The 24,495-nt window shown below is 71.1% G+C and carries 25 protein-coding genes and 1 pseudogene; 18 read left to right on the top strand and 8 right to left on the bottom strand.

Annotated features, from left to right (window positions below):
• The first annotated feature begins 108 nt into the window (after positions 1–108).
• The 7 genes from ACK4TH_RS02930 to ACK4TH_RS02960 all read left to right on the top strand — a co-directional run bounded on the left by ACK4TH_RS02930 (position 109) and on the right by ACK4TH_RS02960 (position 7,233).
• Positions 109–1,089, top strand: coding sequence for a LysR family transcriptional regulator (locus ACK4TH_RS02930; protein WP_409622549.1), 981 nt, complete (start codon positions 109–111; stop codon positions 1,087–1,089).
• A 97-nt stretch (positions 1,090–1,186) separates the two neighbouring features.
• On the top strand, positions 1,187–2,335 hold the full coding sequence (locus ACK4TH_RS02935) for an NAD(P)/FAD-dependent oxidoreductase (RefSeq protein ID WP_409622442.1): 1,149 nt from the start codon (positions 1,187–1,189) through the stop codon (positions 2,333–2,335).
• Complete coding sequence (gene gluQRS / locus ACK4TH_RS02940) at positions 2,332–3,264, top strand: tRNA glutamyl-Q(34) synthetase GluQRS (RefSeq protein ID WP_409622552.1); 933 nt, start codon at positions 2,332–2,334, stop codon at positions 3,262–3,264. The genes ACK4TH_RS02935 and gluQRS overlap by 4 nt, the downstream gene beginning before the upstream one ends.
• The gene (trmB, locus tag ACK4TH_RS02945) at positions 3,252–4,001 is read left to right on the top strand and encodes a tRNA (guanosine(46)-N7)-methyltransferase TrmB (RefSeq protein WP_409622555.1); all 750 of its coding nucleotides are present in this window, start codon (positions 3,252–3,254) and stop codon (positions 3,999–4,001) included. The genes gluQRS and trmB overlap by 13 nt, the downstream gene beginning before the upstream one ends.
• Positions 3,994–5,142 carry a bifunctional diaminohydroxyphosphoribosylaminopyrimidine deaminase/5-amino-6-(5-phosphoribosylamino)uracil reductase RibD gene (gene ribD / locus ACK4TH_RS02950; protein ID WP_409622444.1) on the top strand — a complete coding sequence of 383 codons (1,149 nt, stop codon included), beginning with the start codon at positions 3,994–3,996 and terminating at the stop codon, positions 5,140–5,142. The genes trmB and ribD overlap by 8 nt, the downstream gene beginning before the upstream one ends.
• Before the next feature lie 16 nt (positions 5,143–5,158).
• Positions 5,159–6,133 (top strand): pseudouridine synthase, encoded by a 975-nt coding sequence (locus ACK4TH_RS02955; protein ID WP_409622447.1) that lies wholly within the window; start codon positions 5,159–5,161, stop codon positions 6,131–6,133.
• Positions 6,130–7,233 (top strand): acyltransferase family protein, encoded by a 1,104-nt coding sequence (locus tag ACK4TH_RS02960; RefSeq protein WP_409622450.1) that lies wholly within the window; start codon positions 6,130–6,132, stop codon positions 7,231–7,233. The genes ACK4TH_RS02955 and ACK4TH_RS02960 overlap by 4 nt, the downstream gene beginning before the upstream one ends.
• 22 nt (positions 7,234–7,255) lie before the next feature.
• Here the strand turns inward: ACK4TH_RS02960 and ACK4TH_RS02965 are convergent, their stop codons facing one another.
• Positions 7,256–7,606, bottom strand: a complete 351-nt coding sequence (locus tag ACK4TH_RS02965) for a hypothetical protein (protein ID WP_409622453.1) — start codon at positions 7,604–7,606, stop codon at positions 7,256–7,258.
• A gap of 50 nt (positions 7,607–7,656) precedes the next feature.
• On the opposite strand from ACK4TH_RS02965, the gene ACK4TH_RS02970 reads away from it, so the two are divergent.
• A complete protein-coding gene (locus ACK4TH_RS02970; protein WP_409622456.1) occupies positions 7,657–8,601 on the top strand; it encodes a LysR family transcriptional regulator in 945 nt (314 codons plus the stop codon).
• A 14-nt stretch (positions 8,602–8,615) separates the two neighbouring features.
• On the opposite strand, the gene alaS is transcribed toward ACK4TH_RS02970, so the two are convergent.
• Positions 8,616–11,255, bottom strand: coding sequence for an alanine--tRNA ligase (gene alaS, locus ACK4TH_RS02975; RefSeq protein WP_409622459.1), 2,640 nt, complete (start codon positions 11,253–11,255; stop codon positions 8,616–8,618).
• A gap of 33 nt (positions 11,256–11,288) precedes the next feature.
• Positions 11,289–12,347 (bottom strand): NAD(P)H-dependent flavin oxidoreductase, encoded by a 1,059-nt coding sequence (locus ACK4TH_RS02980; protein ID WP_409622461.1) that lies wholly within the window; start codon positions 12,345–12,347, stop codon positions 11,289–11,291.
• Positions 12,348–12,433: 86 nt separating this feature from the next.
• Between ACK4TH_RS02980 and ACK4TH_RS02985 the strand changes: the two genes are divergently transcribed.
• A complete protein-coding gene (locus ACK4TH_RS02985; protein WP_409622464.1) occupies positions 12,434–12,982 on the top strand; it encodes a dihydrofolate reductase in 549 nt (182 codons plus the stop codon).
• Here ACK4TH_RS02985 and ACK4TH_RS02990 read toward each other — a convergent pair.
• The 4 genes from ACK4TH_RS02990 to ffh form a co-directional block, all read right to left on the bottom strand.
• Positions 12,967–13,371, bottom strand: a complete 405-nt coding sequence (locus tag ACK4TH_RS02990; protein ID WP_409622467.1) for an HI0074 family nucleotidyltransferase substrate-binding subunit — start codon at positions 13,369–13,371, stop codon at positions 12,967–12,969. The two genes, ACK4TH_RS02985 and ACK4TH_RS02990, sit on opposite strands and share 16 nt — an antisense overlap.
• Positions 13,359–13,679: a nucleotidyltransferase family protein gene (locus tag ACK4TH_RS02995; protein ID WP_409622470.1), complete on the bottom strand. Its 321-nt coding sequence runs from the start codon at positions 13,677–13,679 to the stop codon at positions 13,359–13,361. The genes ACK4TH_RS02990 and ACK4TH_RS02995 overlap by 13 nt, the downstream gene beginning before the upstream one ends.
• Positions 13,680–13,725: 46 nt before the next feature.
• Positions 13,726–14,352, bottom strand: a complete 627-nt coding sequence (locus ACK4TH_RS03000; protein ID WP_409622473.1) for a hypothetical protein — start codon at positions 14,350–14,352, stop codon at positions 13,726–13,728.
• Between the two features lie 85 nt (positions 14,353–14,437).
• Positions 14,438–15,805, bottom strand: a complete 1,368-nt coding sequence (gene ffh / locus ACK4TH_RS03005) for a signal recognition particle protein (RefSeq protein WP_409622476.1) — start codon at positions 15,803–15,805, stop codon at positions 14,438–14,440.
• Positions 15,806–15,830: 25 nt separating this feature from the next.
• Between ffh and ACK4TH_RS03010 the strand changes: the two genes are divergently transcribed.
• The 9 genes and pseudogenes from ACK4TH_RS03010 (at position 15,831) to ACK4TH_RS03050 (ending at position 22,977) form a co-directional block, all read left to right on the top strand.
• Complete coding sequence (locus ACK4TH_RS03010) at positions 15,831–16,628, top strand: inner membrane protein YpjD (protein WP_409622479.1); 798 nt, start codon at positions 15,831–15,833, stop codon at positions 16,626–16,628.
• Between the two features lie 18 nt (positions 16,629–16,646).
• On the top strand, positions 16,647–16,910 hold the full coding sequence (locus tag ACK4TH_RS03015; protein ID WP_409622482.1) for a PP0621 family protein: 264 nt from the start codon (positions 16,647–16,649) through the stop codon (positions 16,908–16,910).
• On the top strand, positions 16,882–17,748 hold the full coding sequence (locus tag ACK4TH_RS03020) for a PAS domain-containing protein (protein ID WP_409622485.1): 867 nt from the start codon (positions 16,882–16,884) through the stop codon (positions 17,746–17,748). The genes ACK4TH_RS03015 and ACK4TH_RS03020 overlap by 29 nt, the downstream gene beginning before the upstream one ends.
• 84 nt (positions 17,749–17,832) lie before the next feature.
• Positions 17,833–18,654: a sensor histidine kinase gene (locus tag ACK4TH_RS03025; RefSeq protein ID WP_409622487.1), complete on the top strand. Its 822-nt coding sequence runs from the start codon at positions 17,833–17,835 to the stop codon at positions 18,652–18,654.
• Positions 18,651–20,098 (top strand): annotated as a pseudogene (locus ACK4TH_RS03030) (sigma-54-dependent transcriptional regulator). The gene ACK4TH_RS03025 and the pseudogene ACK4TH_RS03030 overlap by 4 nt, the downstream one beginning before the upstream one ends.
• Positions 20,099–20,134: 36 nt before the next feature.
• Positions 20,135–21,043 (top strand): 5'-nucleotidase, encoded by a 909-nt coding sequence (locus tag ACK4TH_RS03035; protein ID WP_409622490.1) that lies wholly within the window; start codon positions 20,135–20,137, stop codon positions 21,041–21,043.
• 7 nt (positions 21,044–21,050) lie between these two features.
• Positions 21,051–21,434, top strand: a complete 384-nt coding sequence (gene crcB / locus ACK4TH_RS03040; protein WP_409622493.1) for a fluoride efflux transporter CrcB — start codon at positions 21,051–21,053, stop codon at positions 21,432–21,434.
• A gap of 34 nt (positions 21,435–21,468) precedes the next feature.
• A complete protein-coding gene (gene pyrE / locus ACK4TH_RS03045; protein WP_409622496.1) occupies positions 21,469–22,167 on the top strand; it encodes an orotate phosphoribosyltransferase in 699 nt (232 codons plus the stop codon).
• An 84-nt stretch (positions 22,168–22,251) separates the two neighbouring features.
• Positions 22,252–22,977 (top strand): DUF4124 domain-containing protein, encoded by a 726-nt coding sequence (locus ACK4TH_RS03050; protein ID WP_409622499.1) that lies wholly within the window; start codon positions 22,252–22,254, stop codon positions 22,975–22,977.
• 36 nt (positions 22,978–23,013) lie between these two features.
• Here ACK4TH_RS03050 and gatB read toward each other — a convergent pair whose 3' ends face one another.
• The gene (gene gatB / locus ACK4TH_RS03055; RefSeq protein WP_409622502.1) at positions 23,014–24,492 is read right to left on the bottom strand and encodes an Asp-tRNA(Asn)/Glu-tRNA(Gln) amidotransferase subunit GatB; all 1,479 of its coding nucleotides are present in this window, start codon (positions 24,490–24,492) and stop codon (positions 23,014–23,016) included.
• Positions 24,493–24,495: the final 3 nt, after the last annotated feature.

Genomic DNA, 24,495 nt, shown 5'->3' on the forward strand with positions numbered 1-24,495 from the left:
ATGTTCCCGATGGGGATGGCGTTGGGTGAACTGTAGGGTGACAGACATGGACCTACAGCGCATGAGGTTTGATGGCATCATTCAAATCGTTTGAATATCGAAGGCCTGATGCGCGCCCAGCCCCCAACCCCAACCGCCCGTGCGGCGCGGGCCGCCCTCGGCCCGGACCAGCTCGCCCTGCTGGCGACCATCGCCCGCTGCGGCAGCTTTGCCGCAGCCGCCCGCGAACTGGGCCTGGTCCCCAGCGCGCTGACCTACCGCGTGCGGCAGATCGAGGACGCGCTGGACGTGCTGCTGTTCGACCGGCGCGCGCGCCGCGCCCAGCCCACCCCCGCTGGCGAAGAGCTGTTGCGCGCCAGCGAACACCTGCTGCGGGAGTGGGACGCCGTGGCGCAGCGCGTGCGCCGTGTCGCCACGGGGTGGGAATCCGAGCTGACCATCGCCGCCGATGCCGTCATCGACCCGCGCACCCTGCTGGAGCTGTGCGAGGCCTTCTATGCGCTGGGCGCGCCCACCCGCTTGCGGCTGCGCAGCGAAACGCTGTCGGGCACGTTGGAGGCACTGCTCACCGGCCAAGCGGATCTGGCGCTGGGGGTGGCGCTGGATCGGCCACCGGGCGGCGATGTGCGAATGGAACTGCTCGGCGAGGTGGCCTTTTGGTTCGTGGTGGCACCGTGCCATCCGCTCGCCGACGCGCCCGAGCCGCTGACGCCGCATCTGATCCGGGAGCACCGCATCGTGGCGGTGGCCGACTCGGCCCCGCGTGGCGGGCTGACCCTCGGGCTGCTGCCCGGTCAGGATGTGCTGACCGTGCCCACCATGCAGATGAAGCTGGAGGCGCAACTGCGCGCGCTGGGGTGTGGCTGGCTGCCCCAGCCCCTGGTGCAGCCGTATCTGGACGCCGGCCATCTGGTCCTGCGCCAGACCACGCTGCCGCCGCGTACCGCACGCACCGCCTATGCTTGGCGGGCCGCAGCGGCCCGGCGGGGCGCCAGCCGCCCGGTGGGGCCGGCGCTGCAGTGGTGGCTGCAACGACTGGCCGAACCCGTCACCCGCGAGGCCCTGCTGATGCGACGACCGCGTGGCTAGCCCCGGAGTGCCCCGTGCCGGTCAGTTCCCCCTGCGCCGGCCGCTGCGGCCTCAGGGTCTGCTAGATTGCACCCCATCCCCCACCCGAAAGCCTGCCATGCCCCGCCGCCCCGCCCCGCCCACCCCCCCATCGCGCACCCGGCATCTGCGCCGGCCAGTCACGGCCCCCCAACCGACCGCCCCGACCCCCGCCGCGCCGCGGCACGTGGCGGTGGTGGGGGCGGGAATCGCCGGCATCACGGCGGCGCGCACGTTGGCGCAGGCGGGCTGGCGGGTGACGGTGTTCGAAAAAAGCCGGGGCGCCGGCGGTCGCATGGCTACGCGCCGCACCGCGTTCGGCGGCTTCGACCACGGGGCGCAGTTCTTCACGGTGCGCGACGCGCGCTTTCGGCTCGCCCTCGATGCCACCGACGCACCGGTGGCCCCATGGGACGCCAGCCTGGTGCGTGTGCTCGATGATCTGGGCCGTCACGTCGTCGCTGCACCCCTGCCGCGCGAGACGCGCTGGGTCGCCACCCCGGGGATGAGTGCGTTGGTCAAGGCCTGGGCGGAGCCGCTGGTGGACGGCCCGGGCGGAAAGTGCCACTGGGAATCCCGCGTCGTGCGACTGGAGCCGGACGCCATCGCCCCCGCGCACTGGCAAATCCGGGTCGAAGGCCCCGATGACACCCCCGCCGTGCATGGCGGCTTCGATGCCGTGCTGTTGGCCATCCCCGCGCCGCAAGCGCTGGAACTCTTGCGAGCCAGCGACCTGACCGCCGACTGGCAGGCGCGCTTGGCGCAGGACGTGGCCATGGCCCCCTGCTGGACGCTGATGGCGGCCTGGCCCCAGGCCATGCAGCCCGGGCTGAACGGGCTGGGGCCGCGCTGGCACGCCGCCCGCAGCGACCACCACCGCATCGCCTGGGTAGCGCGCGAACCCAGCAAGCCGGGGCGCGATCCCGTCGAGCGCTGGGTGGTTCAGGCCAGTCCGGCCTGGTCGGCCGAGCACCTGGAGGACGACCCCGACCGCATCACCGCCAAGCTGCTCAAGGGCTTTGCCGAGATCACCGGCATCCACGCCACTCCCACCCACGCCGTCGCCCACCGCTGGCGGTATGCGCAGACCCAGCGGCCCCTGGGCGAGCCCTGCCTTTGGGATGTCCGGCGCGGGCTGGGCTTGTGCGGCGACTGGTGTCTGGGGCACCGGGTGGAGAGCGCATTCCTGTCCGGGCTGGAACTGGCGCTCACCGTGTTGGAGGGCTGAGGGTGCGGCCCGGCACGGCCTATCGCGGACGCTTTGCCCCCTCGCCCACGGGTCTGCTGCACGCCGGCTCGTTGGTCGCGGCCCTGGCCAGTTGGCTGGATGCGCGCGCCCATGGTGGCGCCTGGCTGGTGCGCATCGAAGACGTGGACCGGCCGCGTTGCGTGGCGGGGGCGGATGCCGCCATTCTCGAGCAACTGCGCACCTGCGGTCTGACGCCGGATGAACCCGTGTGGTGGCAGTCTCGGCGAGAGGCCGCCTACACCACCGCCCTGCAGCGCCTGATCGACGCGGGATGGGCGTACCCGTGCGCCTGCACGCGGCAGGACATCGAAGCCGCCTGGCTCGCCCGCGGCGTGCCGCGCGCGCGCCACAGCGCCCGCCCCTACCCCGGCACCTGCCGGCCGGAGCACGGCGGCCTGCGCGGCCGCGCGCCGCGCGCATGGCGGCTGCACGTCGGGCGGGTGATCGCCGAGCGGGGCCTGCCGGTGCCTTTGACCTGGCGCGACCGGCGCCTGGGCCCTCAGGCCCAGGACGTCGAGGCGGCCGTGGGCGACTTCGTGCTCAAACGCGCCGATGGCCTGTGGGCCTACCAGCTCGCGGTGGTGGTGGACGATGCGGCGCAGGGCATCACCGACGTGGTGCGTGGCGAGGATCTGGCCGACAACACCGCGCGTCAGATCGTGCTGCAGCAGGCTCTGGACATGCCGACGCCACGCTACCTGCACACCCCGCTGGTGCGCGACGCCCGGGGCGAGAAGCTCTCCAAGCAAAACGGCGCGCAGGCGCTGGATCTGCGCGATCCGCTCGCCGCGCTCGCAGCCGCTGCCGCCGTGCTGGGGCTGCCGGGTCCGGCGGCCCCCGAGGTGCCTCACAGCCTGCAGGGCTGGATCGATGCGTGGCGGGAGCGCTCTCTACAATTCGGCCCGTGACCGCATCCCCGCCTCTCCCCCCTACGCCCGCAGCCCCACCCGGTGTGGCCCACCCCAAGACCATCCGCAGCTTCGTGCTGCGGGCCGGCCGCACCACGACCGGTCAGGCCAAGGCGCTGCAGACATTGGGTCCCCGCTACCTGCTGCCCTATGCCCCGGCGCCGCTGGATGCCGACACGGCCTTCGGCCGCCACGCGCCGCTGGTGCTGGAAATCGGCTTTGGCATGGGCGAGGCCACGGCCCACATCGCGCGCGTGCGGCCCGACGACAATTTTTTGTGCTGCGAGGTGCACGAGCCCGGCGTCGGGGCGCTGCTCAAGCGCATCGGTGAGCAGGGCATCGCCAACATCCGCATCCTGCAACACGACGCGGTGGAGGTCCTCACCCACATGCTGCCCGAGGCGTCTTTGGACGGGGTGCACATCTTCTTTCCCGACCCGTGGCACAAAAAGCGCCATCACAAGCGCCGGCTGATCCAGCCGCCGTTCGTCGCGCTGCTGGCCAGCCGGCTCAAGCCCGGCGGCTATGTGCACTGCGCCACCGACTGGCAGCCCTACGCCGAGCAGATGCTGGCCGTGCTGTCGGCCGAACCGCGGTTGGCCAACACCAGCACCGATCCTGCGCTGGCGGGTTACGCGCCGCGCCCCGACTACCGCCCCTTGACCAAGTTCGAGCAACGCGGCTTGCGCCTGGGCCATGGCGTGTGGGATCTGGTCTTTGTGCGCCGCCATGGATGAGGCCCGGGTCTGGGACGACCTGACCGCGCTGGCCGAGCGCGCCGTGGGCCTATCGGACCCCAACCCGCGTGTGGCCTGCCGGCTGGTGCTGCCCGATGGCCGCGCCTTCGACGGCCACACCCAGGCCGCAGGCGACGCCCACGCCGAGGTGATGGCGCTGCGCGCCGCGCAGGCCGCCGGTGCCGATGTGCGCGGCGCGACCGCCTATGTGACGCTGGAGCCCTGCAGCCACCACGGGCGCACGCCACCGTGCTGCGATGCGCTGATCGCCGCCGGCGTGGCGCGCGTGGTCGTGGCGGCCATCGACCCCAATCCCCGCGTGGCCGGCAGTGGCCTGCAGCGCCTGCGCGCCGCCGGGGTGGTGGTGGACCAACTGCCCGACGACCACCCGGCCGCGCGGGCGACGCGCGAGCTCAACATCGGCTTTTGGCAGCGCATGCGCCACGGCCGCCCCTGGGTGCGCATGAAGGTGGCGGCCTCGCTGGACGGCACCACCGCGCTCCCCAATGGCGTCAGTCAGTGGATCACGGGCGAGGCCGCGCGGACCGACGGCCATGCCTGGCGGCGCCGGGCCGGGGCGCTGCTCACCGGCATCGGCACCGTGCGCAGCGACGACCCGCGGCTGGACGTGCGGCACGTGCCCACGGCCCGGCAGCCGCTGCGCGTGGTGCTCGACTCGGCGCTGGAGATCGACCCCGCAGCGCGCATCCTGCAACCGCCAGGAACGGTGATCGTCTACACCGCCAGCGATCCGACCACCGCCGCGGCCCAGGTCGACAAGCGGGCTGCGCTGGCGGCGCTGGGGGTGACCGTGGTGGACCGCCCCGGTCCACCCAAGGCGGCGGGTGGGCAGCCCAAGGTGGATCTGGCCGCGGTGCTGGCCGATCTGGCCGCGCGGGAGGTCAACGAGCTGCACATCGAATCCGGGGCCAAACTGAATGCCTCGTGGTGGCGCGCCGGGCTGGTGGACGAGCTGCTGCTGTATCTGGCGCCACGCCTGCTGGGCACCGGCGTCGGCTTGACCGACCTGGGGCCGCTGACGCGGCTGGAGGATGGCTGGTCCCTGTCCTTCACCTCGGTACAACCGGTGGGGCCAGACCTGCGCGTGTTGGCGCGCGTGCCGGGCCGCACCCCGTTTTGACGCCTGCCACCCCGCGATGGCCCGGCTGCCCAAGAATGCGGACATTCCCATGCGCGACGGGGTGTCGCCCAGTTGCGTGGCGCTGCCGCGGCTGCGGCAAAGCCCCTGGCCCACGCTGCTGGAGTTTTTGGCCGAGCGGCTGCCGCGCATTCCTCGCGACGAATGGCGGGCCCGCCTGCGCGCGGGCGAGGTGGTGGATGACGATGGGCGTGCGCTGGACGAGCACACCCCCTACCTGCACGGTCAGCGCGTGTACTACTGGCGCACGCTGGCCGAGGAAGCGCGCATTCCGTTTCGGGAAGTGGTCCTGTTTCGCGACGCGCATCTGTTGGTCGCCGACAAACCGCACTTCCTGCCCGTCACGCCGGGCGGGCGCTATGTGCGCGAGACGCTGCTGGTGCGCCTGAAGCAGGCGCTCGGCTTGCCGGAGCTCAGTCCGCTGCACCGCATCGACCGCGAGACCGCGGGGCTGGTGGTGTTCAGCGTGCGCGCCGCCGAGCGGGATGCCTACCAGCGGCTGTTTCGCGAACGCCGGGTGGACAAGATCTACGAGGCCATCGCCCCGTGGCGCGACGATCTGGCCTGGCCTCAGCGGCGCGTGAGTCACCTGCGCGAGGACGAGACCGCCTTCTACCGCATGCGCGAGGCCGCCGCCGAAGAAGCCCTGCCGCCCAACAGCGAAACCTGGATCGAGCCGCTGGAGCGCCTGGGCCCGGACGGCCGCTACGCCCGCTACCGGCTTCGCCCCGTCACGGGCAAGCGCCACCAGCTCCGGGTGCATCTGCATGCGCTGGGGCTGCCCATCGTCGGCGACCAGTTCTACCCCGTGGCCCGGCGTGGCCCCGACGACCCCGAGGACTACACGCAACCGCTGCAACTGCTGGCCCAGGTCCTCGCATTCGACGATCCGGTCACCGGCCAGCGGCGGCACTTTCAAAGCCGCCTGCGGCTCGATTCGCACAACCTTCCACCCGCCAGCGCCCAGGCATGAACCGTGCGCGCCAACCCCTGGTCGATGCGCTGAAAGTGCTGGCCGCGCAATGCATCGTCTGGCACCACCTGTCGGCCTACGGCCCCCTGTCGGATGCCCTGTGGACCCAGGCGCCGGCCCTGGCCGACGCCCTGTACGACCACGCCCGCAAGGCGGTGCAGGTGTTTTTGGTGGTGGGCGGCTTTTTGGCGGCGGGCACGCTGCTGCGCGCCACCGATGGGCGACTGCTGCGAACCGCGCTGCTCCAGCGCTACCGGCGTCTGGTGCCACCGTTTCTGGTCGCAATGATGTTGGCGGCGGGGCTGGCCACCGTGCTGCACCCCTGGCTGTCCGACGATCTGCGCTTGCAGTCGGCCACGCCGGGGACTTGGTTGGCCCATGCGCTGCTGCTGCACGACATCGTCGACGTACCGGCCATCGCCGCCGGTGCATGGTATGTGGCCATCGATTTTCAGCTCTACGCGCTGGTGGCGGGGCTGGCCTGGATCGCCACCCTAGTGGCGCCTGCACCACGGCGAAACGCGCTGGCCCTGGCGCTGCTGATCGGCTGCATCGCCGTCTCGCTGCTGCACGTCAACCGCCACCCGGACCTGGACCTGTGGGCGCTCTACTTCATCGGCAGCTACGGACTGGGGGTGCTGGCGGCCCAGGCGGTACGCGGGCCGCGTTGGCCGTGGTTGATGGGGATCGTCGCCATCGGTGCCGCGGCCCTGGCCGTGGAGTGGCGCGACCGTATCGCCCTATCGCTGGGAGTGGCCGTACTGCTGGCGGGGTGGGCGCGCCCGGCGGCACCCGGCCCGGCATCAACCGATCCGGCGTCGCCCGCGCCGAGCATCCAAGCGCCCGGCGCGGCGTCCAACTTGGCGCGCGGTTTGACCTCCCGGTTGGCCGCCGCGTTGGCCGCCGGGGCGGAGCGCTCGTATGCCCTGTTCCTCACCCACTACACGGCGGTGCTGGCTGGCAATGCGGCGCTGGCGCGTTGGCCGGCGCTGACCGGGCACGCGTGGGCATTGGCCGCGGTGTGCTGGGGCGCCAGCCTGCTGCTGGCCTGGGCGTTCGAACGCGCGGTGGAGCGCCCGTTGGCGCGGCGGCTGCGCTGACCGGGCACCCCGCCCCAGCGCCTCACTGCCCCTGGCCGAATGCATAGCCGCGCGCCGTCAGCGCCTGCAGCGGACCCCTGACGTCGGCATGGGTTGCGACGCGATGGAACAGCCCATCGGTCATCTTCATGGTGTGGTCCTTGGTCCTGCAGGTCACCTTCTTGCGGCCGTGGCGGCGCGCGTACCCGAAGGCGTAGCGCACGATCCGCTCGCACCCTGGGTGCGGCGTGTTGATCGGACCTTTGAGGAACACGCGGGTGCAGCGCAGGCTGTCCCCGGCTTCGGGCGCGATGCGCGCGACGGTGATGGGGACCGGTTGGCTCCTCTCGATCCTTCTCGAGGGGTTGACGATGGGCGCAGCGTGGCCGATCATTTCATCGACTTAAATCATCATTTCTGATTTTTTTACATTGATTTTTTTGAATGAATAAGATTCGCCCCCCGCGCGTCACCTTCCACCAACTGCGCACCCTGGAGGCCGTGGTTCGGCTGGGCTCCATCACCCGTGCGGCGGGCGAACTGCATCTGACGCAGCCCACCGTCTCCGCCCAAATCCACGAGCTGCAATCGGCGCTGGACACGGCGCTGGTGGAGCCGGTCGGGCGCGGTATCCGCCCCACCGAGGCCGCGCGCCTGTTGCAGGCAGCGGCGCTGGACATGTTTGCGCGCTGGCAGCGCTTCGAGGAGGATCTGCAGGCCCTACACGGCCTGGAGCGCGGGCTGCTGCGCATCGCCGGCGTGACGACGACCGAGTACTTCATCGCCCGCTGGCTGCGCCGCTACACCGACAGCCACCCGGGCATCGAAATCGAGCTGGCCGTGGACAACCGCGATGCCGTGGTGCGCCGCCTGCGGCAGGACGAGACCGAGCTGGCCGTGATGATGATGCCGCCGGACAACCTGCCCCTGCAGAGCGTACCCCTGATGCGCAACCCGCTGGTGCTGATCGGGCCGGCCGGGCATCCGTGGGCCGGCGCCCGACGCGTGCCCCGCCAATCGCTGGACGGCCAGCCCATGCTGATGCGCGAAGCCGGCTCCGGCACCCGTCTGGCGACCGAGGCCTATCTGCGCACGCACGGCCTGACCCCGAAGCTGCGCGCGACGCTGGGCAGCAACGAAGCCATCAAGCACGCCGTGGCCGCGGGCCTGGGGCTCGCCGTGCTGTCGCGGCACGCCCTGGCCGAGGACCCGGCCCAGGACGGCGTGGCCGTGCTGCCCGTGGCGGGTTTTCCGATCGAGCGGCGCTGGCTGCTGGTCTGGCGCAGCGACCGGCGCCTGTCACTGGCCGCGCGCCGCTTCGTCGAGCACGTGCAGGACCATCCGCCCAACGCGGACGCGGCCCCCACGGGCAAAAACCGCAGGCGCTAGGCCAGGCCCAGCCGTCAGGCGCGCTCGGCGACCCAGGCTGCGACGCTAGCGAGCGCCTCACCCAGCCGGCTGGCGTCGGTGCCTCCGGCCATGGCCATGTCGGGCTTGCCGCCGCCCTTGCCGCCCACCTGCTGCGCCACCGCATTGACCAGCTCGCCCGCCTTCAGTCCCCGGGCCACCGCGTCGGGGGTCACCCCCGCGGCCAGTTGCACCTTGCCCGCCTCCACGCTGGCCAGCACCACCACGGCGTGGCCCAGCTTGTCCTTGAGCTTGTCCACCGTCTCGCGCAGGGTCCTGGCATCGGCGCCGTCCAGGCGCGCGGCCAGCACGCGGATGCCCTTGACCTCCACCGCCTGCGCGGCCAGCTCGTCGCCCTGGGCCGACGCCAGCCGGCCCTTGAGCGCGGCGACTTCCTTCTCCAGCGCACGGATCTGCTCCAGCGACTGGCCGATGCGGCCGACCAGATCGGGCACCGGCGCCTTGAGCGTGGCGGCGGCCTCGTGCACCTGGGCCTCCAGGCCCTGCAGATAGGCCAGCGCGTTCTCGCCGGTGACGGCCTCCACGCGCCGCACCCCGGCCGCCACCCCGCCTTCGGCGACGATCTTGAACAGACCGATGTCGCCCGTGCGCCGCACATGCGTGCCGCCGCACAGCTCGCGGCTGCTGCCGATGTCGAGCACGCGCACGGTATCCCCGTACTTCTCGCCAAACAGCATCATCGCCCCGGCCGATTTGGCGGACTCCAGATCCATCACGCGCGCCTGCGTGTCGGTGTTGGCCAGAATCTCGGCGTTGACGCGCGCCTCGATCGCGCGGATCTGCTCGGCGGTGACGGGCGCGTTGTGCGCAAAGTCAAAGCGCGTGCGCTCGGCGTTCACCAGCGAACCCTTTTGCTGCACATGCTCACCCAGCACCTCGCGCAGCGCCTTGTGCAGCAGGTGGGTCGCGGAGTGGTTGCGCATCGTCGCCGCGCGCCGCGCCAGATCCACCTGCGCCTGCACATGGTCGCCCACCGCCAGGGTGCCCTGCTCCAGGGTGCCGTGGTGGCCGTACACATCGGCCTTGATCTTCTGGGTGTCGGCGACCGCAAAGCGCGCCGAGCCGCTGGTGATGACGCCCGCGTCTCCGACTTGGCCCCCGCTTTCGGCGTAGAAGGGCGTGGTGTCCAGCACCACGACGCCGCTTTGGCCGTGCTTGAGCTCCGCCACCGGCGTGCCCTCGACGTACAGCGCCACGACCTTGGCCGAGGTCTGCAGCGATTCGTAGCCGACGAAGGCGTTCGACGGACCCGCATAATCCAGCACGCGGTCCATCTTGAACTTGCCCGCGGCGCGCGCCTGCGCCTTCTGGCGCTCCATCGCCGCCTCGAAACCCGCCACGTCCACGCTCACCCCGCGCTCGCGGCAGACGTCGTTGGTCAGATCCAGCGGAAAGCCGTAGGTGTCGTGCAACTTGAACGCCACCTCGCCCGGCAGCGTCCCCTGACCACCGGCCAGGGCGCCGTCCAGAATCTCCATGCCGTGGGCCAGCGTTTCGAAGAAGCGCTCCTCCTCCGCCTTGAGCACCTCCATCACCCGCTGCGCGTTGGCGGCCAGGTTGGGGTAGGCCTCGCCCATCTGCGCCACCAGGTCCGGCACCAGCTTGTGGAAGAAGGGCGCCGTGCAGCCCAGCTTGTAGCCGTGGCGGATGGCGCGGCGGATGATGCGCCGCTGGACGTAGCCGCGTCCCTCGTTGCTGGGGATGACCCCATCGGCCACCAGGAAAGCCGTGGCGCGGATGTGGTCGGCAATCACGCGCAGGCTGGGGCTGTCGAGGTCGCGGGTGCCGGTGGCGCGCGCGGCCGCGGCGATCAACGCGCGGAACAGGTCGATCTCGTAATTGCTGTGCACGCCCTGCAGGATGGCGGCCAGCCGCTCCAGGCCCATGCCCGTGTCCACGCACGGCGCCGGCAGCGGCCGCACCGAGCCGTCCGGCTGCATGTCGAACTGCATGAACACGTTGTTCCAGATCTCGATGTAGCGGTCGCCATCGGCCTCCGCGCTGCCGGGCGGGCCGCCGGCCACCTCCGGGCCGTGGTCATAGAAGATCTCCGAGCATGGCCCGCAGGGGCCGGTGTCGGCCATCATCCAGAAGTTGTCGCTCTGGTACTTGCCGCCCTTGTTGTCGCCGATGCGCACCACGCGCTCGGGCGACAGGCCGATCTCCTTGGTCCAGATGTCGTAGGACTCGTCGTCCTCGTGGTAGACGGTGGCCCACAGCCGCTCGGGCGGCAGCCGGAACACCTCGGTCAGCAGCTCCCATGACCACTTCAGGCTCTCGCGCTTGAAGTAGTCGCCGAACGACCAGTTGCCCAGCATCTCGAAGAAGGTGTGGTGCCGCGCGGTGTAACCGACGTTTTCCAGGTCGTTGTGCTTGCCGCCGGCGCGCAGGCAGGCCTGCACCGACGCCGCGCGCACATACGGACGCTTGTCGGTGCCCAGGAACACGTCCTTGAACTGCACCATGCCCGAATTGGTGAACATCAGCGTCGGGTCGTTGCCCGGGACCAGCGGGCTGGACGGCACCACCGTGTGCCCACGCCGGGCAAAGAAGTCCAGGAACGTGCGCCGGATGTCGGCGACGGAAAAGAACGGTCGGTCGGCGGCTTGGCTCATGTCGGTCGGGAAGCGTTGGGGTAACCCTTCATTTTACGGGGCCCAGCCCGCCGCGAGGGCCTGGGTCAGCTCCGCCGCGGGCTGCGGGCGGCACAGCGGTGCGGCCTGCCCCGCCCACAGCGGCGACCAGTCGTCGCGCCCGGCCGCCTCGGCTTGCGCGCGCAGCGGCGCCAGCGCATGGGCAGCCAGCGGAAAGTCCGGCGCATCGGCGCACCAGCCCACTGCCCCGTCGGCGAGCGCACGCATCGCGTGGTTGACGATGCCGCGCGCCGGCCGTCCGGTAAAGACGTTGGTCAGCGCCGTGTGCGCCGCGCGCGGGCCCTGCAGCGCGGCGCGGTGCAGGGAATGCGGGGTCGCCTCCGGACACAGCAGGTAGGCGGTGCCGACCTGCACCGCGGCCGCGCCCAGCGCCCGTGCCGCCGCCACCCCGGCGGCGTCCGCGATCCCACCTGCAGCGATCACCGGAACCCGCACCGCGCGCACCACCTGCGGCAGCAGCGCCATCGTGCCGAGCTGCGTGGACATATCCTCGGTCAGGAACATGCCGCGGTGGCCGCCCGCCTCGAGGCCCTGGGCGATGATGGCGTCGGCGCCGTGCGCCTCCAGCCAACGGGCTTCCTCCACCGTGGTGGCCGACGACAGCACCACCGCGCCCCACGACTTTACCCGGGCCAACAGCTCCGGCCCCGGCAGACCGAAGTGAAAGCTCACCACCGGTGGCCGGAAAGGCGCCACCAGTTCCGCCACCGCGGCGTCGAACGGCGCACGCGCGGCCACCGCCGGCCCGGCAGGCGGGGTCAGGTCCGCGGCACGGTAATGCGGCGCCAGCCGCGCCATCCACACGGCCTCGCGCGCCGCATCATGCCTTGGCGGCGCGTGGCAAAAGAAGTTCACCGCCCACGGCCCGCGCGCCCCGTCGCGCAGCCGCTGCAGCTCCGCGCGCAGCGCATCGGGCGACAGCGTCGCGGCCGGCAACGAGCCCAAGCCCCCCGCCGCCGTGACCGCCAGCGCCAAGGCGCTGCCCTGCGAACCTGCCATCGGCGCCTGGATGATGGGCAGACGCAAGCCCAAGCGGTCGAGCCAATCGTTCATGACCCCATTGTGAGGCACACGACGATCCCATAGAACACACACGGGCTGCCGCCGTCGGCCCGCCCCGGCTGCGCTATGCTGCCCGCATGACCCTGCCCCAGCCGCGACTCAATCTGATTCTGGCCCGCGCCGCCAACGGCGTCATCGGCTGCACCCGCGACGGCCACCCCGCGATGCCTTGGCATCTGCCGGAGGATCTGGCGCACTTCCGCCGGCTGACACAGGGCTGTCCGGTCATCATGGGCCGCACGACGTGGGCGTCGCTGCCGCCGCGCTTTCGCCCGCTGCCCGGGCGCGTCAACCTGGTGCTGACGCGCGACTCGGCGCGGGCGGCGGAACTGGCCGCCGCCGGCGCGGTGCCGGTCGAAAGCCTCGAGGCGGCGCTGGCGCACTGCCGCACGCTGCGCGGGCCGGACGGGCAGCCACCCGCGGAAGCATGGGTGATCGGCGGCGCGCAGGTCTATGTGCAGGCTGAGCCGCTGGCGCGCCGCGCCATCGTCACCGAGATCGCGCGCGCCTTCGACGGCGACGCCTTCGCCCCGGTGCTCGGCCCCGGCTGGCGCGAGACGGCGCGCGAGGCGCACGTCAGCGCCGACGGGCTGCCGTTCGCCTTCGTGACCTACGAGCGGGATTGAGCGTCAGCCTGCGCCAGCCGCTGCAGCCACTGCCTCAGCAAGGCTCGGTAGCTTGGCAGCGCGGAGAAAATCGCCTCGGCCAAGGCTTCATCGTAGGTGTGCGCCGTCAAGTTCCGATGGTCGACCATCGCGAGCGCCTGCCGCGCCTCGTCCTCAGTCAGCAAACCGTTTTCGAAGCAGGCCCGCACGACCGGCTTTGGTGAGGCCAGCTCGACGCCATAGTGCTGCTGCAGCACGGCCTGCGCCGCCTTCCAGACCGCCTCGAAGGTGTATTCGAAGCGCTGGATCGAGGCGTCGCGCACGAGCGGCGAGACCGGCAGGGCGGCCAGCTCCTCCAGCGTCGCAAGCGCCCGGCTGGCCACCTCCAGCCGCCGGATCAGTCGGTCCATGCGACACCCTCGCGCTCGATCGCTTGCCGCAACGCCGGTGCTGCACGGGCGAGGTCGACCAGGTCGACACGGAACGGAATGCTGGATTCCTCCAGCGCCTCGCGCAGCGCGGCCAATTCGTCCAGCGGCAGCGGGCTGCCCGAGCACAACGCCACGTCGATGTCCGACTGCGGGCGCGCGTCCCCTCGCGCCCGCGAGCCGAACAGACGGAGCTGCGCCCCGTGGCGGCACGCCACAGGCTTCAGCAACCCGAGGATGACGGCCCGATCGCGCGGATCGAGGCCGCTCCAGCCGGCCAAGGTACCCATGGCAGCCATTGTAGGACGCCGGAAGGCGTCTTGGTGCGCGGGCCCGTCACCCTTGGGGCGGCGGGCGCAGGTAGCGCTCGTCGGACCAGGTGGCCAGCCACTGCGGGGCGAACGCCACGAACACCGCCGCGAACAGCCCGGTCAGGAACGCATCGCCCCACGCCATCAGCCAGCGCGCCACCAGCGCCTCGTGCACGGTGACGCCCTCCATGAGGTGATGAATGCCCTCGTACAGCGCGCCGGAGGCAAACAGCGCCACCGCGGTGCCGAGGAAGCCGCGCCCCAGCGTGTAGATGAACACGTTGGGCGGCAGCCAGCGCCGCAGCGCCCAGCCGATCAGCAGCGCCAGGGTGGCCGGCACCAGCCCGACCCAGACCCACTGCGACAGCACCGCCTCCCAGCCCGCCTGCCCCAGCAGCCAGACCAGCAGCGCCACCAGCAGCAGCACCGGCACCGCCAGCGGCCAACCCAGCATCAACACCAGCAGACTGGCCCCAGAAAACTGCACGGCCATGCCCTGCGGCAAATGCTGGGGCAACAGCCAGAACCACGGCAGCAGCGCCGCCGACGCCAGGGTGGGCGTGAACAAGGGGCCGCGCAACAGCCGCCAGGGCCGCACGGCCAAGGCGGCCACCAGCGCCACCCCCGTCAGCAGGAGTTCGAACGTGACCACAGCGGCCGAATGGTACGCCGCCGAACGCTGGCAGGGCTTGCGATGGATCAATGGCCCTGCCCGTGCCCGCGGATCCCGGCCGCGATCACAGGCCCGGCAACCCGCCGGGCAGGCCCTTCATGCCGCCCAGGCGCTTCATCATCTTCATCAGGCCGCCGCCCTTCATCTTCTTCATCATCGCCTGCATCTGCTCAAACTCCTTCAGCAGGCGATTGACCTCCTGCACCTGCACACCGGCGCCGGCGGCGATGCGGCGCTTGCGGCTGGCCTTGATGAGCTCGGGCTTGCGCCGCTCCTCGGGCGTCATCGAACAGATGATGCCCTCCTTGCGGCGGATGTCGCGCTCGGCGCGGTCGAGGTCGGCCTCGCCCGCCTTGGCCGCCAGTTGCGTCGGCAGCTTGTCGAGCAGGCTGGAGAGCCCCCCCATCTTCTTCATCTGCCGGATCTGCTCGAGGAAGTCCTCCAGGTCGAAGCCGCCGCTCTTGACCTTGGCGGCGAGCTTCTGCGCCTGCTGCAGGTCCACGCCTGCCGTGACCTGCTCCACCAGCGCGACGATGTCGCCCATGCCGAGGATGCGGCCGGCGTGGCGCTCGGCGTCGAACAGCTCCAGCCCGTCGAGCTTTTCGCTGACACCGGCGAACTTGATCGGCGCGCCGGTGATGGCGCGCACCGACAGCGCCGCCCCGCCACGCGAGTCGCCGTCGAGCTTGGTCAGCACGATGCCGGTCAGCGGCAGCGCCTCCTTGAAGGCGCGCGCGGTGTTGACCGCATCCTGCCCCTGCATCGCATCGACGACGAACAGCGTCTCGACGGGCTTGAGCTCGGCATGCAGCGCGCGGATCTCCTGCATCATCGCCTCGTCGATCGCAAGGCGCCCGGCGGTGTCGACGATCAGCACGTCGAAATAATGCTTGCGCGCATGGTCCAGCGCCGCGCGCGCGATGTCCAGCGGCTTCTGGTCCGGCGAGCTGGGGAACCACTCCGCCCCGGCCTGCTTCGTCACCGTGCGCAGCTGCTCGATCGCCGCCGGGCGGTAGACGTCGCCGCTGACGGTGAGCACCTTTTTCCTGCGCCGCTCGATCAGCCACTTGGCGAGCTTGGCGGTCGTCGTCGTCTTGCCCGCGCCCTGCAGGCCGGCCATCAGGATCACCGCCGGCGGCTGCGTGGCCAGGTTGACGTCGGCCACGCCCTCGCCCATCGTGGCGGCGAGCTCCCGGTGGATGATGCCCACCAGCGCCTGCCCCGGGGTCAGCGAGCCGACCACCTCCTGCCCCAGCGCCTTGTCCTTGACACGGGCGATGAAGTCGCGCACCACCGGCAGCGCGACGTCCGCCTCCAGCAGCGCCAGGCGCACCTCGCGCAGCATGTCCTGCACGTTGGCCTCGGTGATGCGGGCCTGGCCGCGGATCTGCTTGACCAGGCGCGACAGTTTTTCGGTAAGGGCGGATGCCATGGCGGGGCTTCGTTACACTAGGCGGATGATTGTACCGGTCAGCCCCTGGTGGACGGTGGCGCCCGCGCTGGGCGCTGCGGCGGGCTATGCCGCGCTGGCCGCCGGCGCGGCCCGGCTGGGCCGCGCCGCCGTCGCGTGGCTGACGCTCGGCACCGTGCTGCTGCATGGCCTGGCACTGGCGGCGGCGTTCTCGGCGACACCGGTGCGCTTTGGATTTGCGCTCACCCTGTCGGTCACCGCCTGGCTGGTGCTGGCGGTCTATGCGCTCGAAACGCGGCTGTATCCCCAACTGGGCACCCGCTGGACGCTGGCCGGCCTGGGGGTGCCCGCGGTACTGCTGGCGCTGATCTTTCCCGGCACGGCCTACCCGGCGCTGGCGTCGCCCTGGCTGCCGCTGCACTGGGCGCTGGGCTTTGCGTCCTACGGGCTGCTGGGCGCGGCCGTGGCCCACGCCTGGATGATGCAGCGCACCGAGCAGACCATCCGGCGCGGGGGCGCCCAGCCCACCGCGCTGCCGTTGCTGGCGCTGGAGCGGCTGACCTTTCGTTTCGTCACCGGCGCCTTCGTGCTGTTGACGCTGACGCTGCTGGCGGGGTGGTACTTCACCGAACTGCTGCAGCCAACCGCCGGCTGGATCACCCACAAAACGGTCTTTACGGTGCTGTCGTGGGCGGTGCTGGCGGTGCTGCTGTGGGGCCGCTGGCGCTGGGGCTGGCGCGGCCGGCTGGCGGTGCGCATGCTGTACGCGGCCGGCTCGCTGCTGCTGCTCGGCTACGTCGGCTCGCACTTTGTGCTCGAGGTCATCCTGCGCCGCGGCGGCTGACCCCCCGCGCCCGTTTCCATGTTCAAGTGGTTGCTCGTCATCGCCGTCGTCGTGCTGGGGTATGTCTGGTGGCGACACCAACGCCAACTGGCGGCACACGAACGCACCGCTGAACGGGCTGCTGAAAGCGCCCGACAAAACGGCGCTGGCCCCGGCGCGGCACAGCCCGACACCATGGTCCGTTGCCGCCACTGCGGCGTACACCTGCCGGCCGCCGACGCGGTGCGCGGCGGCCTCGGCCCCTATTGCAGCGATGAACACCGCCGCCTCGCCGAAGGCTGAGGACACCGACAGCCCCCCCTTCGCCCCGTCGTGGTACGCGCCGGCGGACCCGGACGCCGCAACACAACCGTGGCCCCAGTATTCGACAGGGGAGGACGGCCCCGTCTCGCCCCGGCTGTGGCGGCTGCTGATGGGCGCGCGGCTGCTGGTGGCCACGGCGCTGCTCCTGCTGCAAGCCGCGGCTTGGTGGTACGGCAGCGGTCCGGGCTGGATCGTCGCCGTGTGCGGCGCGCTGGCGCTGGTCAGTGCGGCTGCCGTCACCCTGCCGCCCGTGTCGACGCGCGGCGGGGTGGGCGCGCCACGCTGGCTGCTGACCGTGTGGGCCGATCTGGGCGTATTCGCGGTTCTGCAGGTCTTTGCGCCGGGCAACCTCAATTTCACGCCGTTGTTCGTGTGGCCGGTGCTGTTGGCCGCCGTCATCGGGCCGCGGCTGCTTGCGCTGGGGTGCGCGGCCGCCGGCACGCTCGCGCTGCTGGCAGCCGCCTGGCACGATGGCCGCGGCGCGTTGGGCACCGCGGAATGGATGCAAGCGGGCGTGACCGGCAGTGGCCTGTTCATCGTGGCCTGGCTGGCCAGCCACCTGACCGCGCGCTTGGTCGGCGAGCACGATGCCGCACGGCGCAGCCGGCAACTGGCCGATCTGCACCGCCAAATCAATCGCCTCATCGCCACCGGTCTGGGCGAAGGCATCGTCGTCATGGAGGCGGGCGGCGCCATTTGGTACGCCAACCCCGCTGCCACACGCATGGTGGGGGTGGACCGTCCGACGCCCGATCCAGAGCGCGAGGCCGACGATGCCGCGGGCGCCGGGCGTTGGTTGCGCCAAAGCCCGGCGTGACCGCCGCTGGCGGCCTGGGCCCGCGGGACCTTGCGCCGGCTGGCGGCACCTCACCCAAACGGTCGCCCCGTCCCCACGAGCGAATTGACCCTGCCCTTGCCCAGCGGCGCTCAGCGGCGCGTGCGGGTGCGCTTGCACCCGCTGGGCACGCCCCAGCGGCTGGAGGCGGCCGTGCTGTTCCTGGAAGACCTGCACGACATCGAGCAGCGCGTGCGCACCGAAAAGCTCGCCGCCATGGGCCGCATCTCCGCCGCCGTCGCGCACGAAATCCGCAACCCGCTGGCCGCCATCGCCCAGGCCAGCGCCCTGCTGCAAGAGGACGAGGCCACGCCGACCCAACGGCACCTCATCGGCCTGATCGAGCAGAACGTGCGGCGTCTGAACCGCACCGTGGACGACGTGCTGGAGACCGCCCGCATCCCCTGGCCCGACCACCAGCCGCTTCTGCCAGCGCTGCCCCTGGACAGGACCGTGGACGACGCCTTGGCGGACTGGCTGCGCCAACGGCCCCAGGGGACGCGGCTGCAGCGCGACGCCCGGGCGGGTAACACTACCATCGCCTTCGACCCGGAACACCTGCGGCGCGTGCTGGTCAACCTTCTGGACAACGCGGACCGGCACGCCAGCCCCGCCGCAGGCGCCATTCGGGTGGAAACCTCGACCGATGACGGACGGGCCCGCGTGACCGTCTGGAGCGACGGCGACGAAATTCCCGCCCCGGTGCGCGAACACCTGTTCGAGCCGTTTGCCTCCTCCTACAGCCGCTCCAGCGGGCTGGGGCTGTATCTGTCGCGGGAGCTCTGCCAGCGCTACCATGCGGAGCTGAGCCACGAACGCAGCCCGCGCGACGGCCGCCCCGGCAATGCTTTCGTGATCCGCCTGCCCGTCGCCGACGCCACCCCATGACTCCCCGCGAGGCCCCAACCCTGCTCATCGTCGAGGACGAGCCCGACCTGCGCCAGTTGTACGAACTGGCGCAGGTCAAGGTGGGGCTGGCCGTCGACGCAGCGGGCGATCTGGCGCAGGCACGCGCCCACCTGGCCCGGCGGCGCTACAGCGCCGTCGTGACCGACATGCGTCTGCCCGACGGCACGGGGCTGGATCTGCTGCGCGACCTGGCGCGCGACGGCCGGGGGGAGCGCGCCATCGTGATCACGGCGTACGGCTCGGCCGACAATGCGGTGGAAGCACTCAAGGCCGGCGCCTTCGACTACCTGACCAAACCGGTGGCACCCGCCCGGCTGCGGCAGGCCATCGCCACCGCCCTGGATGCCGCTCAACCGGGCGGGGGCACGGCGGGGCAAGCCAACCCGGCGCAGCGACTCGCGAGTGCGGCGGGTGGCAAGGCCATCCTGCCCTCCGGCGACGGACCGGCCGCCCTGCAGCGGCTGATCGGCTCCTCCCCCGCCATGCAGGCGGTGCGGCAGACCATCCAGCGCGTCGCGCGCACCATGGCGCCGGTGCTGGTGACGGGCGAATCCGGCACCGGCAAGGAGCTCATCGCCCGCGCCCTGCACGCCTGCAGCCACCGCGCCGGCGGCCCTTTCGTCGCCGTCAACTGCGGTGCGATCCCCGCCGATCTGCTGGAGAGCGAACTGTTCGGCCACCGCCGCGGCGCCTTTACCGGCGCTAGCGCCGACAAACCTGGCCTGTTCCAGGCCGCAGCGGGCGGCACCCTGTTTCTGGACGAGGTATCCGACCTGCCACTGCCCATGCAGGTCAAGCTGCTGCGCGCCCTACAGGAGCGCGCCGTGCGCCCGGTCGGTGCCACCTCGGAAGAAGCGGTGGATGTGCGCATCGTCAGCGCCACCCACAAAGATCTGGCCCGCCTGGTGCAGACGGGGCAATTTCGGCACGATCTGTACTACCGCCTGAATGTCATCCCCATCCACGCCCCCGCGCTGCGCGAGCACCGCGAGGACCTGCCGGCGCTGGTGACCGCCCTGCTGGCCCAGTTGGCCCTGCGCGACGGCCTGCCGCCCCCCCCACCCTCACCCCTGCGGCGCTGCAGCGCCTGCAGGCGCACCCCTTCCGCGGCAATGTGCGCGAGCTGGAAAATCTGCTGGAGCGCGCACTGGCGCTGCACCCCGGCCCCACGCTGGACGCCCCGGCGTTCGAGCTGGAGGCCGCCGCGGACCCCTTGGGCACGGCCCCAAGCCCGTACTCGACACCCCCGCAGCCACCCGGGACCGACCCGACTCCGGGTTCCGACAGCGAAGCGCCCCTGCCGCGCGCTCAACTGGAGGCCCTGCTGCACCGCAACCGCTGGAACCAATCGCGCACCGCGCGCGAGCTGGGCTGGACGCTGGCGAAGCTGCGCTACTGGATGCAGCGCATGGGGTTGGGGTAATCCAGCAACCATCCACGAACCCGCGCCAGGATGCCCATGACCTCCCCCCTCGAAGGCCGCCTCGTCGTCGCCATTTCCTCGCGTGCACTGTTCGACTTCGAGGCCGAAAACCGCGTCTTCGAAGAAGGTGATGACCGCGCCTACATGCAACTGCAACTGCAGCGGCTGGACCAGCCGGCCGCACCGGGCGTGGCGTTTTCGCTGGTGCGCAAGCTTCTGGGCTTCAACGACGCGCGGGCGCAGCGGGTGGAGGTGGTGATCCTGTCGCGCAACGACCCGGTATCGGGTATGCGGGTGTTTCGCTCCGCCACGCACTACGGGCTGCCCATCCAGCGCGGCGTGTTCACGCGCGGCGCGCCGCCGTGGCGCTATCTGCGCCCATTGCGGGCCAACCTGTTCCTGTCGGCCAACCTGGACGATGTGCGCGCGGCGCTGGATGCGGGCGTGCCGGCCGCGCAGGTGTATCCACACGCGCAACGCGCGTCGGAGGCACACCCGCACGAGGTGCGCATCGCGTTCGACGGCGACGCGGTGCTGTTTTCGGACGAGGCGGAGCGCGTGTTTCAGGCCCAGGGCTTGGACGCCTTTCAGGCGCACGAAAGCGCCAAGGCCGCGCAACCCCTGCCGGGCGGCCCTTTCAAGCCGCTGCTGCAGGCGCTGCACCGGTTGCAGCAGGAGGGCACCGACACCATGCGCATCCGCACGGCACTGGTCACGGCGCGCAGCGCCCCCGCGCACGAGCGCGCCATTCGCACGCTGATGGACTGGCACATCGAGGTGGACGAAGCGCTGTTTCTGGGCGGTCTGCCCAAAGGCGAGTTCCTACGCGAGTTCGAGCCGGATTTTTTCTTCGACGACCAGACACGCCATGTGCACAGCGCCGCCGAGCACGTGCCGGCCGGGCATGTGGCCGCAGGGGTGGCGGGCAGCGTCGCGGTGGGATAATGCCCGGATGATCACCTCGGTTCTGGCCATTGCCGCCGGCGCCAGCGTGGGGGCCCTCGTGCGCTGGTGGCTGGGGCTTGCGCTCAACGCCGTGCTGCCGCACTTGCCCTTGGGCACGCTGGCCGCCAACTGGGTCGGCGGCTATGCGATCGGGGTGGTGGCGGCGTTCTTTTTGCACCATCCGGACATCGCGCCGGCATGGCGGCTGTTCGCCGTCACGGGCCTGCTGGGCGGATTGACGACGTTTTCCAGCTTTTCCATCGAAATGACCTCGCTGCTGCAGGACGGCAAGCTGCTCTGGGGTCTGGCCGGCATCGCCCTGCACGTGGGGGGATCACTGATGCTGACGGCGCTGGGCATGGCCAGCTACGCCTGGTGGCGCGCCCTGTGATCAACCCCTCCCCGACATTGACCCGTTCTTCGCGATGACAACCCCTTCCCTTTCCCCGGATCCGCTGGCCCAGCGCTTCGTGCAATTTGCGCTGGAAGCCGGTGTGCTGCGCTTTGGCGAGTTCAAGACCAAAGCTGGGCGGCTGAGCCCCTATTTCTTCAATGCCGGCCTGTTCGACGATGGGGCCAAGCTCGGGCGGCTGGCGGAGTATTACGCCGAGCGCATTCTGGCCAGCGGCGTGGCGTTCGACATGATCTTTGGCCCCGCCTACAAGGGCATTCCGCTGGCTGCGGCGGTGGCGGTGGAGTTGGCGCGGCGCGGCCACAACAAGCCCTTTGCCTTCAACCGCAAAGAGGCCAAGGACCACGGCGAGGGCGGCACGCTGGTCGGCGCCCCGCTGCGCGGTCGGGTGCTCATCATCGACGACGTGATGAGCGCGGGCACCGCGGCGCGCGAGTCGATCGCGCTCATCCACGGTGCGGGGGCCACACCGCACGCCATGGCGATCGCGCTGGATCGGCAGGAGATGGCCACCGAAGTGGGCCCCGACGGCACCGTGCGCGACGTGCCCTACAGCGCCGTACAGTATGTGCAACGCGAGCTGGGCCTGGCGGTGTACGCCATTGCCAAGTTGGACGATTTGCTCCAATATCTGCTGCAGCAGGACGACTCTGCCGTGCGGGCCCACCGAGAACGGGTGCAGGCCTACCGCGCGCGATACGGCGTGGCGTGATCCGGTGCGCCGTCGGCGGGATCGGCCCCTTTCACCCGTTTACACAACGACAACGGGGTAGCACCCCGCCCGCCGATCATGCCCATGCCCTGTCCGTCCCGCCCGGTCCATGTCCGCGCATCCCGCCGTTGGTTGATCGCCGCGGCCGTGGCGTTGGGGTTGCCGTGCACGACATGGGCGCAAAGCACCGCGCCTCGGCCCGCCAACGGAACCATTTACACCTGTATCGATGCCCAAGGCCGGCTGCTGTCGTCGGACCGGCCGATTGCCGAATGCCGCGACCGCGTGCAACGCGAGTTGACCCCGACCGGCACAGTGCGGCGGGTCATCCCGCCCCCGCCCACGCCCGAGGAGCGCGAGCGCGAGCGCGAGGCCGCACGTCAGCGCAGCGAGGCCGAGGCCGCCGCACGCGCAGCGGAAGAACGCCGGCGCGAACAACTGCTGCTGACGCGCTACCCGGACGAGGCTGCGCATCAACGCGCCCGCGCCACCGCCTTGCAGCAGGTGCAGGCCGTCATCGACAGCGCCCGGCAGCACACCGCGCAGCTCGAGCGCGAAAAGCAACGGCTGGACGAGGAACTGGAGTTCTACCGCCGCGACCCGCACAGCGCACCGCCGGCGCTCAAGCAGCGCCTGGCCCAAAACGCCGAGCAGCGGCAACTGCAGGCGCAGTTCCTGGCCGATCAGGAGCGGGAGAAGACCCGCATCGAAGAACGCTACGACGCCGAACTGCGCACGCTGCGCCGGTTGTGGGCCGCGCCCGCAGCGGACGGATCAGCGCGGGGTGCCGCACCCGCCGTCACCCGCTGACCCCCGCCGGGGGCGGCGGGCAGCGCGAGCCGGGCGTCACCCCAGCGCGCGCTTGAGCAGTTCGTTGACCTGCTGCGGATTGGCCTTGCCCTGAGTGGCTTTCATCACCTGCCCGACCAGCGCGTTGAAGGCTTTGTCCTTGCCCGCGCGGTATTCGGCCACGTTCTTCTCGTTGGCAGCGATCACCTGGGCGATGATCGCCTCCAGCGCGCCGGTGTCGTTCATCTGCCGCAGGCCCTTGGCCGCGATGACCGCATCCACCCGGGCCATGGCCGACGGCCCGTCGAGCCCGTCGCCCGGTTCGGCCCACAGCGCATCGAACACCTGCTTGGCCGCATTGTTGGACACCGTGCCGTCGCTGACGCGTTGCAGCAGCGCCCCCAGCAGCACGGGCGCCACCGGGCAAGACTCGATGCCGATCTCCGCCGCATTGAGTCGGCGCGAGACCTCGCCCATGATCCAGTTGCTCGCGGCCTTGGGCGCGGCGCCGGCGCGCACCGTGGCCTCGAAGTAGGCCGCCATGGCCGGGCTCTGGGTCAAGGTGGTGGCATCGTAGTCGGGCAGACCGTGCTCGCGCACCAGGCGCTCGGCCATCGCCCGCGGCAGCTCGGGCATCTCGGACTGCACGCGCGCTACCCACTCGGCGGGGATCACCAGGGGCGGCAGGTCCGGGTCGGGGAAGTAGCGGTAGTCGGCCGCATCCTCCTTGGTGCGCATGGCGCGCGTCTCGCCCGTGTCGGGGTCGAACAGCACCGTGGCTTGCTCGATGGCGTGACCGTCCTCCAGTTGCTCGATCTGCCAGCGGACCTCGTAGTCGATGGCCTGCTGCATGAATTTGAAGCTGTTGAGGTTCTTGATCTCGCGCCGCGTGCCCAGCGGCTGGCCGGGCTTGCGCACGGACACATTGGCGTCGCAGCGGAACGACCCCTCCTGCATGTTGCCGTCGCAGATGCCGATCCAGGTGACGATCTTGTGCAATTCCTTGGCGTAGGCCACGGCCTCGGCGCTGGAGCGGATGTCGGGCTCGGTCACGATCTCCAGCAAGGGGGTGCCGGCGCGGTTGAGGTCGATGCCGCTCATGCCGTGGAAGTCCTCGTGCAGCGACTTGCCCGCGTCCTCCTCCAGATGGGCGCGCACCAGGCGCACGGTGCGCCGCTCGTCGCCCAGGTAAAACTCGATCGCCCCGCCCTGCACCACCGGGATTTCGTACTGGCTGATCTGGTAGCCCTTGGGCAGATCCGGGTAGAAGTAGTTTTTGCGCGCGAACACGCTGCGCGGCGCGACATGCGCCCCGACCGCCAGTCCGAAGCGGATCGCGCACTCGACGGCGGCGCGGTTCATCACCGGCAGCGTGCCCGGCAGCGCCAGATCGACGGCGCAGGCCTGGGTGTTGGGCGCGGCGCCAAAGGCCGTGGCGGCGCGGCTGAAGATTTTGCTGCGGGTGGCGAGCTGGGCATGGGTCTCGAAGCCGATGACGACCTCGTAGCCCTGAACGAGAAACGATGCGCTGGTCATGGA

It is taken from the genome of Tepidimonas sp. (genome assembly GCF_046292505.1).
Taxonomy (GTDB): domain Bacteria; phylum Pseudomonadota; class Gammaproteobacteria; order Burkholderiales; family Burkholderiaceae_C; genus Tepidimonas.

Excerpts from the sequence above, each read along its gene's own strand:
- ACK4TH_RS02935 (WP_409622442.1), top strand. The coding sequence starts at position 1,187 with ATGCCCCGCCGCCCCGCCCCGCCCACCCCCCCATCGCGCACCCGGCAT.
- ACK4TH_RS02995 (WP_409622470.1), bottom strand. The coding sequence starts at position 13,679 with ATGGGTACCTTGGCCGGCTGGAGCGGCCTCGATCCGCGCGATCGGGCC.
- ACK4TH_RS02965 (WP_409622453.1), bottom strand. The coding sequence starts at position 7,606 with ATGATCGGCCACGCTGCGCCCATCGTCAACCCCTCGAGAAGGATCGAG.
- ffh (WP_409622476.1), bottom strand. The coding sequence starts at position 15,805 with ATGGCATCCGCCCTTACCGAAAAACTGTCGCGCCTGGTCAAGCAGATC.
- pyrE (WP_409622496.1), top strand. The coding sequence starts at position 21,469 with ATGACAACCCCTTCCCTTTCCCCGGATCCGCTGGCCCAGCGCTTCGTG.
- ACK4TH_RS02990 (WP_409622467.1), bottom strand. The coding sequence starts at position 13,371 with ATGGACCGACTGATCCGGCGGCTGGAGGTGGCCAGCCGGGCGCTTGCG.
- ACK4TH_RS03010 (WP_409622479.1), top strand. The coding sequence starts at position 15,831 with ATGATTGTACCGGTCAGCCCCTGGTGGACGGTGGCGCCCGCGCTGGGC.
- ACK4TH_RS02980 (WP_409622461.1), bottom strand. The coding sequence starts at position 12,347 with ATGAACGATTGGCTCGACCGCTTGGGCTTGCGTCTGCCCATCATCCAG.
- ACK4TH_RS03015 (WP_409622482.1), top strand. The coding sequence starts at position 16,647 with ATGTTCAAGTGGTTGCTCGTCATCGCCGTCGTCGTGCTGGGGTATGTC.
- ACK4TH_RS03035 (WP_409622490.1), top strand. The coding sequence starts at position 20,135 with ATGACCTCCCCCCTCGAAGGCCGCCTCGTCGTCGCCATTTCCTCGCGT.
- ribD (WP_409622444.1), top strand. The coding sequence starts at position 3,994 with ATGGATGAGGCCCGGGTCTGGGACGACCTGACCGCGCTGGCCGAGCGC.
- alaS (WP_409622459.1), bottom strand. The coding sequence starts at position 11,255 with ATGAGCCAAGCCGCCGACCGACCGTTCTTTTCCGTCGCCGACATCCGG.
- ACK4TH_RS02955 (WP_409622447.1), top strand. The coding sequence starts at position 5,159 with ATGGCCCGGCTGCCCAAGAATGCGGACATTCCCATGCGCGACGGGGTG.
- ACK4TH_RS03050 (WP_409622499.1), top strand. The coding sequence starts at position 22,252 with ATGCCCTGTCCGTCCCGCCCGGTCCATGTCCGCGCATCCCGCCGTTGG.
- gatB (WP_409622502.1), bottom strand. The coding sequence starts at position 24,492 with ATGACCAGCGCATCGTTTCTCGTTCAGGGCTACGAGGTCGTCATCGGC.
- ACK4TH_RS02930 (WP_409622549.1), top strand. The coding sequence starts at position 109 with ATGCGCGCCCAGCCCCCAACCCCAACCGCCCGTGCGGCGCGGGCCGCC.
- ACK4TH_RS03020 (WP_409622485.1), top strand. The coding sequence starts at position 16,882 with ATGAACACCGCCGCCTCGCCGAAGGCTGAGGACACCGACAGCCCCCCC.
- crcB (WP_409622493.1), top strand. The coding sequence starts at position 21,051 with ATGATCACCTCGGTTCTGGCCATTGCCGCCGGCGCCAGCGTGGGGGCC.
- ACK4TH_RS02960 (WP_409622450.1), top strand. The coding sequence starts at position 6,130 with ATGAACCGTGCGCGCCAACCCCTGGTCGATGCGCTGAAAGTGCTGGCC.
- ACK4TH_RS02970 (WP_409622456.1), top strand. The coding sequence starts at position 7,657 with ATGAATAAGATTCGCCCCCCGCGCGTCACCTTCCACCAACTGCGCACC.
- ACK4TH_RS02985 (WP_409622464.1), top strand. The coding sequence starts at position 12,434 with ATGACCCTGCCCCAGCCGCGACTCAATCTGATTCTGGCCCGCGCCGCC.